5 protein-coding genes are annotated in these 7,652 nt (G+C 71.8%); 4 read left to right on the forward strand and 1 reads right to left on the reverse strand.

Annotation, left to right across the window (positions count from 1 at the left end; all coding sequences use genetic code 11):
• The 3 genes from HUX53_RS05030 to HUX53_RS05040 form a co-directional block, all read left to right on the forward strand.
• On the forward strand, positions 1 to 2,062 hold a 2,062-nt coding region (locus tag HUX53_RS05030), incomplete at its 5' end, for a substrate-binding and VWA domain-containing protein (RefSeq protein WP_176401997.1).
• Positions 2,063 to 2,338: 276 nt separating this feature from the next.
• On the forward strand, positions 2,339 to 3,862 hold the full coding sequence (locus HUX53_RS05035; RefSeq protein WP_176401998.1) for an RNA polymerase sigma factor: 1,524 nt from the start codon (positions 2,339 to 2,341) through the stop codon (positions 3,860 to 3,862).
• A 218-nt stretch (positions 3,863 to 4,080) separates the two neighbouring features.
• Positions 4,081 to 5,556 (forward strand): RNA polymerase sigma factor, encoded by a 1,476-nt coding sequence (locus HUX53_RS05040; protein ID WP_176401999.1) that lies wholly within the window; start codon positions 4,081 to 4,083, stop codon positions 5,554 to 5,556.
• 106 nt (positions 5,557 to 5,662) lie between these two features.
• On the opposite strand, the gene HUX53_RS05045 is transcribed toward HUX53_RS05040, so the two are convergent.
• Positions 5,663 to 6,748, reverse strand: coding sequence for a phosphotransferase family protein (locus HUX53_RS05045; RefSeq protein WP_176402000.1), 1,086 nt, complete (start codon positions 6,746 to 6,748; stop codon positions 5,663 to 5,665).
• 455 nt (positions 6,749 to 7,203) lie between these two features.
• On the opposite strand from HUX53_RS05045, the gene HUX53_RS05050 reads away from it, so the two are divergent.
• Positions 7,204 to 7,652 (forward strand): hypothetical protein (locus HUX53_RS05050; protein ID WP_176402001.1); only part of this gene is annotated, 449 nt, incomplete at its 3' end.

Raw genomic sequence — 7,652 nt, forward strand, 5'->3', positions numbered from 1 at the left:
AGAGGTGTATAAGGGACAGGGCGGCTACGGGCTCGGGCGGTCCGGCGGGTACCCGCAGGGCGAGCCGCGGTCGTCGTCCCCGCAGGGCCCCCCGCCCGAGTCGTCACCGCTCGCCGGCACCGGGTACAGCGAGTACGACTCGATCCGGAGTTCGGACGGCGGCCCGTCGGGCTTCTTCGGTGGTGGTGGTGGTGCGGGCGGCTCGGGCTCGTCCGGCGGCCCCGGCGGTCCGGGCGGTCCGGGCGGTTCCGGCGGATCCGGTGGTTACGGCGGCGGGTCGGGCGGCTATGACAGCGGCTCCGGCGGCTACGGGTACGGGCGCCGCAGGCGCAAGCGCAGCACGACCGCGCTGATCGGGCCGATGGCCGGGGCCGTGGGCCTCGCGCTGCTGCTCGGCGTCGGCGTCTACGCGTTCGCCGAGAGTGGCGGCTGCTCCGGCGACGACGCGATGAACCTATCGGTCGCGGCGGCGCCGGACATCGCGCCGGTCATCGAGAAGGCCGCCGGGCGCTTCAACAACGGCAAGAGCAAGGTCGACGGCAAGTGCGTCAAGGCGACCGTGAAGAAGGTCGAGCCGTCGGCGGTGACGCCGCTGCTGTCCGGGCAGGCCGTGACTGGCGGGTCCAACGAGCGCCCGGACGTATGGATCCCCGACTCGTCCCTGTGGATCTCGCTGGCCCAGGCCCAGGCCGGGGCCGAGGGCGGCGATAAGAGCGGCCTCGTCTCCACCAAGACCTCGGTCGCGAAGAGCCCGATCGTCGTGGGGCTGCCGCAGTCGCTCGCCGTCCAGTTGAAGAAGCAGGGCATCACCGCGAGCCCGTCCTGGGACAACCTGCTGAAGGCCGCCGGCGGCACCGCGGGCGGCGCGGTGACGAAGAATCAGATGATCCCGGCCGGGTCGGTGCGGCTGGTCGTCCCCGACCCGATGAAGAACGCGGCTGGCATGGGCTCGCTCATGGTCACCAGCATGCTGCTCGCGAACGACCCCAACCGCGACTCGATCTTCACCGGCATCGTCCGGACGGTCCGGGAGAGCACCGTCCCCTCGGTGGAGGCGGAGTTCGCGGCGTTCCGCAAGGGCCAGAGCGGCAAGAAGCCGATCTCGCTGTCCTCCGAGCAGGCGCTCTACCAGTACAACAAGACCAAGCCGGCGGAGCCCGCGGTGGCGCTGTACCCGGTCGAGGGCACGCTGTCGATGGACTACCCGTTCACCGTCACCAGCAAGGACGAGGGCAAGCAGAAGGCCGCCCGGCTGCTGGAGAAGGCGATGGGCACCGAGGCGACCCGCAAGGACGTCCACGAGCACGGCTTCCGCACCCCGGACAGCAAGGCGCCGGCGGGCTTCGACCAGTCGGCGGGGGTCAGCCCGGCCACGCCGCGGCAGCTGCCCCAGCCGAAGAGCGAGAACGTCGCGAAGATCATGCAGGCGTGGTCGAAGCTGACGCTCGGGCTGCGCATGCTGACGCTGATCGACGTGTCCGGCTCGATGCTGGAGAAGGTCGGTCCGAACACCACCCGGCTTCAGGCCATCGCGCAGGTGTCGCAGGGCGGGCTGAGCATGATGTCCAACGACACCGAACTCGGCCAGTGGCTGTTCTCCACGAACATGAACGGCGACCTGCCGTACAAGATCACGGTGCCGATCGGCCCGCTCGGCGAGCGGATCGGGTCCAACACCCGGCGCGGCCTCGTCCTGTCGACGCTCAACCAGATGAAGCCGAAGCCGAACGGCGACACCGGCCTGTACCGGACGATGCTGGCCGCGTACAAGAAGATGAACGAGACCTACAAGCCGGAGTTCGGGAACTCGATCCTGCTACTCACGGACGGCAAGAACGACGACGACGGCGGGCCCACGCTGAAGTCGACGCTGCAGCAGCTGAAGTCCATGCAGGACCCGAACAAGCCGATCCAGGTCAACATGATCGGGTTCGGCAAGGGCGTGGACCGCAACGAACTGGAGCAGATCGCGGCGGCCACCAACGGCAACGTCCAGGTGGCGCAGACGCCGCAGGAGATCTCCAAGATCTTCCTCAAGATGCTGTCCCGGCGGATCGAATGATCACCTTTCGGTGATCTTACGGACGCGTCAGGTAGTTCTTGATTTTTCCTGCACATCGATGTGAACCGGGCGCCGGAGTCGATCGTCTTTATAGTCGGAGGCCCGACGGGGAGCGGGGCCGTCGGGCCTCCGACCCAAACTTTCCCCGGCCCGTGACGGGGACGTGTCCGCCGGGCCCACCCGACGGCGGGAGAGTGCACCGCTCCCCTCTTGGATCCCCCTTTCGTCCCCGACGGCGCGGACGAGGAATCCGATCACAGCCCGCGGGAGGACCTCGTGTCCGGTTGGCCCAGTCTCGACCGCGCCGACGACGAACGCCTGGCGCGCGCACTGGCCGCAGGCGATCCGAGCGCGCTCATCCAGGTGATGGATCGCTACGCGGCCCGCCTGTTCGACTACTGCCACGCGCTGCTGCGCGACCAGGAGCAGGCGGCCGGCGCGCTGCACGACGCGCTCATCGCCGCCTACGCGCACGTGCCCGTGCTGCGCGAACCCGACCGGTTCCGCGGCTGGCTGTACGCGCTCGTCCGCAACGAGTGCACGCGGCGGCTGCGCGACCCGGACCGTCCCGCCGCGCGGCACGAGGCGCCCGAGGTCGAGGACGGCTTCCTGGACGAGGCGGAACTCGCCCGGCGGCAGGAGACGCGGCGGCTCGTGCACAGCGCGCTGTCGGCGCTGCGCGGCCGCGAGCGCGAGTCGCTCGACCTCATGCTGCGGCACGGCCTGGACACCTTCGAGGTCGGCGGCGTCCTCGGCCTGGGCGCGCAGGAGGCCTCGGACCTGGCCGGCGCGGCGCAGGCCCGGCTCGACGACGCGCTCGCCGCCGTGCACATCGCGCGCACCGGGCGCGACTGCCCCGGCATCGCCGCCATCGCCGACGAGGGCGGCTGGCCGCTGCCGCCGCCGATCGTCCGCAAACTCGTCCAGCACGTCGAGTCGTGCCCCACCTGCGGCTCGCGGCGCGACCAGGTGCCCGCGGCGCGGCTCCTGCAGGTGCTACCGGTCGCGATGATGCCGAACGACCTGCGCGGGCACGTCATGGCGACCGCCACCGACGCGGCGCTGGCCCCCGACCTTGCGCACATCGCGCACCGCGCCGAGCCGCTCGACGAGTGGGGCTGGCCCATCGTCGGCGACCGGACGTCCATGCAGGACGCCCCCGAACGGCGCGGCCCGCGCGCGCTCTGGCCGGCGCTCGCCGCCGCTGCCGCCGTCATCGTGATCGTCGCGGGGGCGTTCTACGTGATGTCGGGATCGTCCAGCGGCGGGACGAGCGCACAGGACCCGTCCGGCGGGGCGTCGGCGTCGGTGCTCGACCCGTCCTCGCCGCCGGATTCGGAAGATCCGCTGGACTCGCCCACGCCGACGGAGAGCGACACCCCCACGCCTACGCCCACCACGACCTCGGCGACCCCGACACCGACCCGGACCACCCGCAAGCCGTCCACCCACTCCTCCCAGCCCAGCCCGACCCGCTCAACGCCGAGCAGCGGGCACCTCGCGGTGGGCCCGGGTTGCACTGCAACTCGCGATCAGTCCTGCTCGATCTCGGTGGCCGCAGAAGGCGGAGCTGTGAACTGGGGAATTGCGTCGGCTCCGTCAGCCGTGACCGTCAGCGGGGGCGGCCCGCTGGCCAGCGGCAAGCCGAGCAGTGCCACAGTCCGCGTCTCCGGTACCTGCAACGGCTCTGGCTCTGGGACGGTCTCGTTCTACCCGAACGGCCGTGCCACCGTCTATTGGACGTGCACAAGTGACCCCAAACCTGGAGATGGTCAGAACCCCGGCGGCGGCACCGGCTGACGGACGGGTGTGAGCTAGATCACTTTTGTGTGACCGGGTGCCCGTCGACTAGGACAGATGGCGACACCGCGTACTGAATCAGTCACGGAAATCCGCTCATAAGGGAGAAATTCCAGCAACTCGGTGGCATGATCAGGCAACCAGAGTCGGCCGACTCGCGTCGGGGCTCGCCGGGGGCACGATCCACAACACCACCGAATTCGACTGGGAGGGTTCCCGTGGCCGGTGAGCCAGGGCCCGGGCGGAACGACGAGCAGAGGCTGGCGGACTCGCTGCGAGCCGGCGACGTCATCGCCCTGACCGAGGTCTACGACACCTACGCGCCGTTCCTCTACGACTACTGCCACGGCCTGCTCCGCGACCGGGTCGAGGCGGCCGGCGCGCTCCGCAACGTCGTCATCGCGGCCCGCGAGCACGTGGACCGGCTCACCGAGCCGGACCGGCTGCGCGGCTGGCTCTACGCGATCGCCCGCAAGGAGTGCATGCGGCGCCGCGACAGCCCGAACCGGCACATCGGGCAGGAGGCGCCGGAGGCCGACGACGGCCTGACCTCCGAGCAGCTCGCCCGCCGCGAGGAGCGCCGGCTGCTCGCGCACAGCGCGCTCGCCGCGCTCAGCGGCCGGCAGCGCGAGGCGATCGACCTGTCGGTCCGGCACGAGCTGGACGAGGTCGACGTGTGCGGCGTCTTCGGGATCCCCCTCGAAGAGACGCTCGCGCTGGTCGAGAAGGCCCGCGAGGACCTCGCCGCCGCGCTGCGCGCCGCCCTCATCGCGCAGAACCACTGGAAGAACTGCCCGAGCGTGGCGGCGCTGACCGAGTCGTGGCCGCTGACCCCGCAGACGTCGGCGTCGCTCGTCCGGCATGTGGCGAGCTGCCCGGTGTGCGAGGCGCAGGAGACGCCGGCGCTGCCGCCGGACCGGGTGCTGTCCGTGCTGCCGATCGCGGCGATCCCCGCCGAGCTGCGGCTGGACGTGCTGACCGCCGCGACCGCCGAGGACCGCGCCGGGAACCGCCGCGCCATCGCCGCGTGGACCGAGCCGTTCGACGAGTACGGGTGGCCGCTCCCCTACGAGCCGACCGCCCCGCGCGCCCGCGACAAGGCGCCCCGGCGGCGCGGCCCGGTGCTCGCGGCCGTCGCGGTGGCCGTCGGGATGGCGGTCCTGTGCGTCGGGGCGTGGTCCTGGCTGCACAGCGGGAGCGGCGGGACGAACGCCGCCGCGACCGGCCCGGCGGTGCCCGGCGACAGCGGCTCGCCGGGGGACTCCCGCGTGCCCGAGGCGACACCGACCGACCCGTCCCCCACGGTCACCTCGCCGTCCCCGACCGAGTCGAAGTCGCCGTCGAAGTCGCCGTCGCCGTCCAAGACCCCGTCGAAGACGCCGACGACGCAGGCCCCGGCCCCGCCGACGACGCGCGCCCCGGATCCGCCGAAGCCGGGGAACCTTCGAGTATCGGGGTGCGATATGGAGCGAGAGCGCTCCTGCCTGATCAAGATCGCCGCGGTCGATGGACCGGTGAACTGGCGGGTGACCGACACGGACGGGCCCGTCCGGGCGGGAGGCTCCGGACGTCTCGACGCCGGGGAGAGCCGTATGGTCCGCGTTTCGCGCGCGGACGGCTTCTGCCTGGGTACCCAGACCGGCTCCGTGACGTTCTCACCCGGCGGCTCGGTGTCGGTGTCCTATATCTGCTGACCATGCCGATCGGCGACCGTCCGGTATCGCTGATGCGCGGCGTCTCTTGGGAGGCGCGTGTTCAGCGGCCCGCCGGACGGACACGCCCGTCCGGCGGGCGGGTGCGCTAGGAGAGGAAGCCGGTGTCGAGGGTGCGGTGGGCGCGGTCCAGGAGGACGGGGACGCCGCCGCCGATCTGGTCGAAGCCCTCGCCGACGGTCGCGTTCTGCAGGAAGCGGGCGTGGATGCCCTCCAGGATGACCGCGAGCTTGAAGCACGCGAACGCGACATAGAAGTCGAGGTCGGCGAGGTCGAAGCCGGTCAGCGCGGCGTACCGGTCGGTGAACTCGCGGCGCGTGTAGAAGCCGGGCGCCGAGGTGATGGTCGCGCCGACGGGCAGTTCCTGGGCGTCGGTGGCCTCGGCCCAGTAGACGAGCGTCAGGCCGAGGTCGGACAGCGGGTCGCCCAGCGTCGACATCTCCCAGTCGACCACGGCGGCGATCTCGGGGCGCGGCTCCAGCCGGGCGAGCGCGTTGTCGAGCCGGAAGTCGCCGTGGACGAGCCGGGCGGGCGCGTCCGCCGGCATCCGTTCGGCGAGCCGCGCGACGAGCCGGTCGTACTCGGGCAGGTCGCGGACGGTCCCGGTGGCCCGGATCGCCTCCTGCGAGCTGTCCCACTGCTTGCCCCAGCGCTTGAGCTGGCGCTCCATGTAGCCGTTCGGACGGCCGAAGTCGGCCAGCCCGACGGCCTGCACGTCCACGGTGTGGATCGCGGCGAGGGCCTCGGCGAGAGCGCCGGAGAGGCCGCGCGCCTGCTCGGGGGTGATGTCCTCGGCGTCCTCGCGGGTGCGCAGGACGCGGCCGTCGACGAAGTCCATGAGGTAGAAGCGGGCGCCGATGACGTCCTCGTCGTCGCAGAACGCCAGCGTGTTCGGCACCGGCACGGACGTCCCGCCGCCGAGGGCGGACAGCACCCGGTACTCGCGCCCCATGTCGTGGGCCGTCGGGAGGACGTGCCCGAGCGGCGGGCGGCGCAGCACGACGCGGCGGCCGCCGTCCAGCGTGATCCCGTACGTCAGGTTCGAACGCCCGCCCGCGATCAGGTCGATCGCGCTGATCCGTCCCGAACCGGGCAGCTCACGGGCCAGCCAGGCCGCGAGGCGGGGGACGTCGATACCGGGGACTCCGGCCGGCAGTTCTGCGTCAACGGTCATGACGCCCTATTAGAACGTGGCTCGGTCCGGGCTGTGAACCCCACCCCCGTACATGCGCCCTCACCTGCGCGCGGACGCTTATACGCGCGATCCGTTGTCGGCCACTTCCGGCCGACTTGCAGGTTTACTTCACCTGGCCTTCAGTATCCCGCCTGACCTGGGACGACACTGCGGCTCCGGGCCCCGGGCGAGCGTTTCACCGGCGGTCGTTGGAGAAAAACGTGACACAAGGTGGAATCTTGGGACACCCGGGGTACGGGTCTGCGACGACACCCGAGCACACAGGGCTTCCCCCTTGCCCGGACGTCGGCAGCCGTCATCCCGGCCCATGAGACGGCAGGCTGGACTTATGAGTCTCGCTGGGCTAAGAGAAGAGGACTAGACCATTCGGGACTAGACCGCCCGGTTGGGGGGAACGCACCGTGGCAGACGCATGGCTGCCGGGAGTCGGCCGCATGCCGGCACGACACGACGGCGGAGCGTTGCGGGGAGGTGCTCCCCGCGCCGTCTGGTGCGCCGGCGAGTACGATCCGCGCACCGTCTCCGCGCGCTCGGTGGCCGCCGACCTCGTCAAGGCGGACCGGCCGGCGCACCTGGTGTGGCATCCCGGCACCGGCGAGACCGTCCAGCTCCTCCCGATCACCCGCGCGGCCCGGCTGCTCGGCGACCGCGTCGGCCGGGAGGGCCGCGTCTGCGCGCAGATCATGGTGGTCGGCCAGTCCCGGACACCGTTCACCGGGGGGCTGCTCACCGGCCTCGACGCGATCGTCCAGTGGCTGGACGCGTGGGACGTCGCGCGCCGCTGGCCCGCCGGCCCCCCGCTGCCGTCGCCGCAGTCCTACCACGCGAGCCGCGACCGCAAGGACTGGGCGCGCGGCGGGCCCCTGTCCCTTATACACATCTG

The sequence above is a fragment of the Actinomadura sp. BRA 177 genome (assembly GCF_013372625.1).
GTDB lineage: Bacteria > Actinomycetota > Actinomycetes > Streptosporangiales > Streptosporangiaceae > Spirillospora.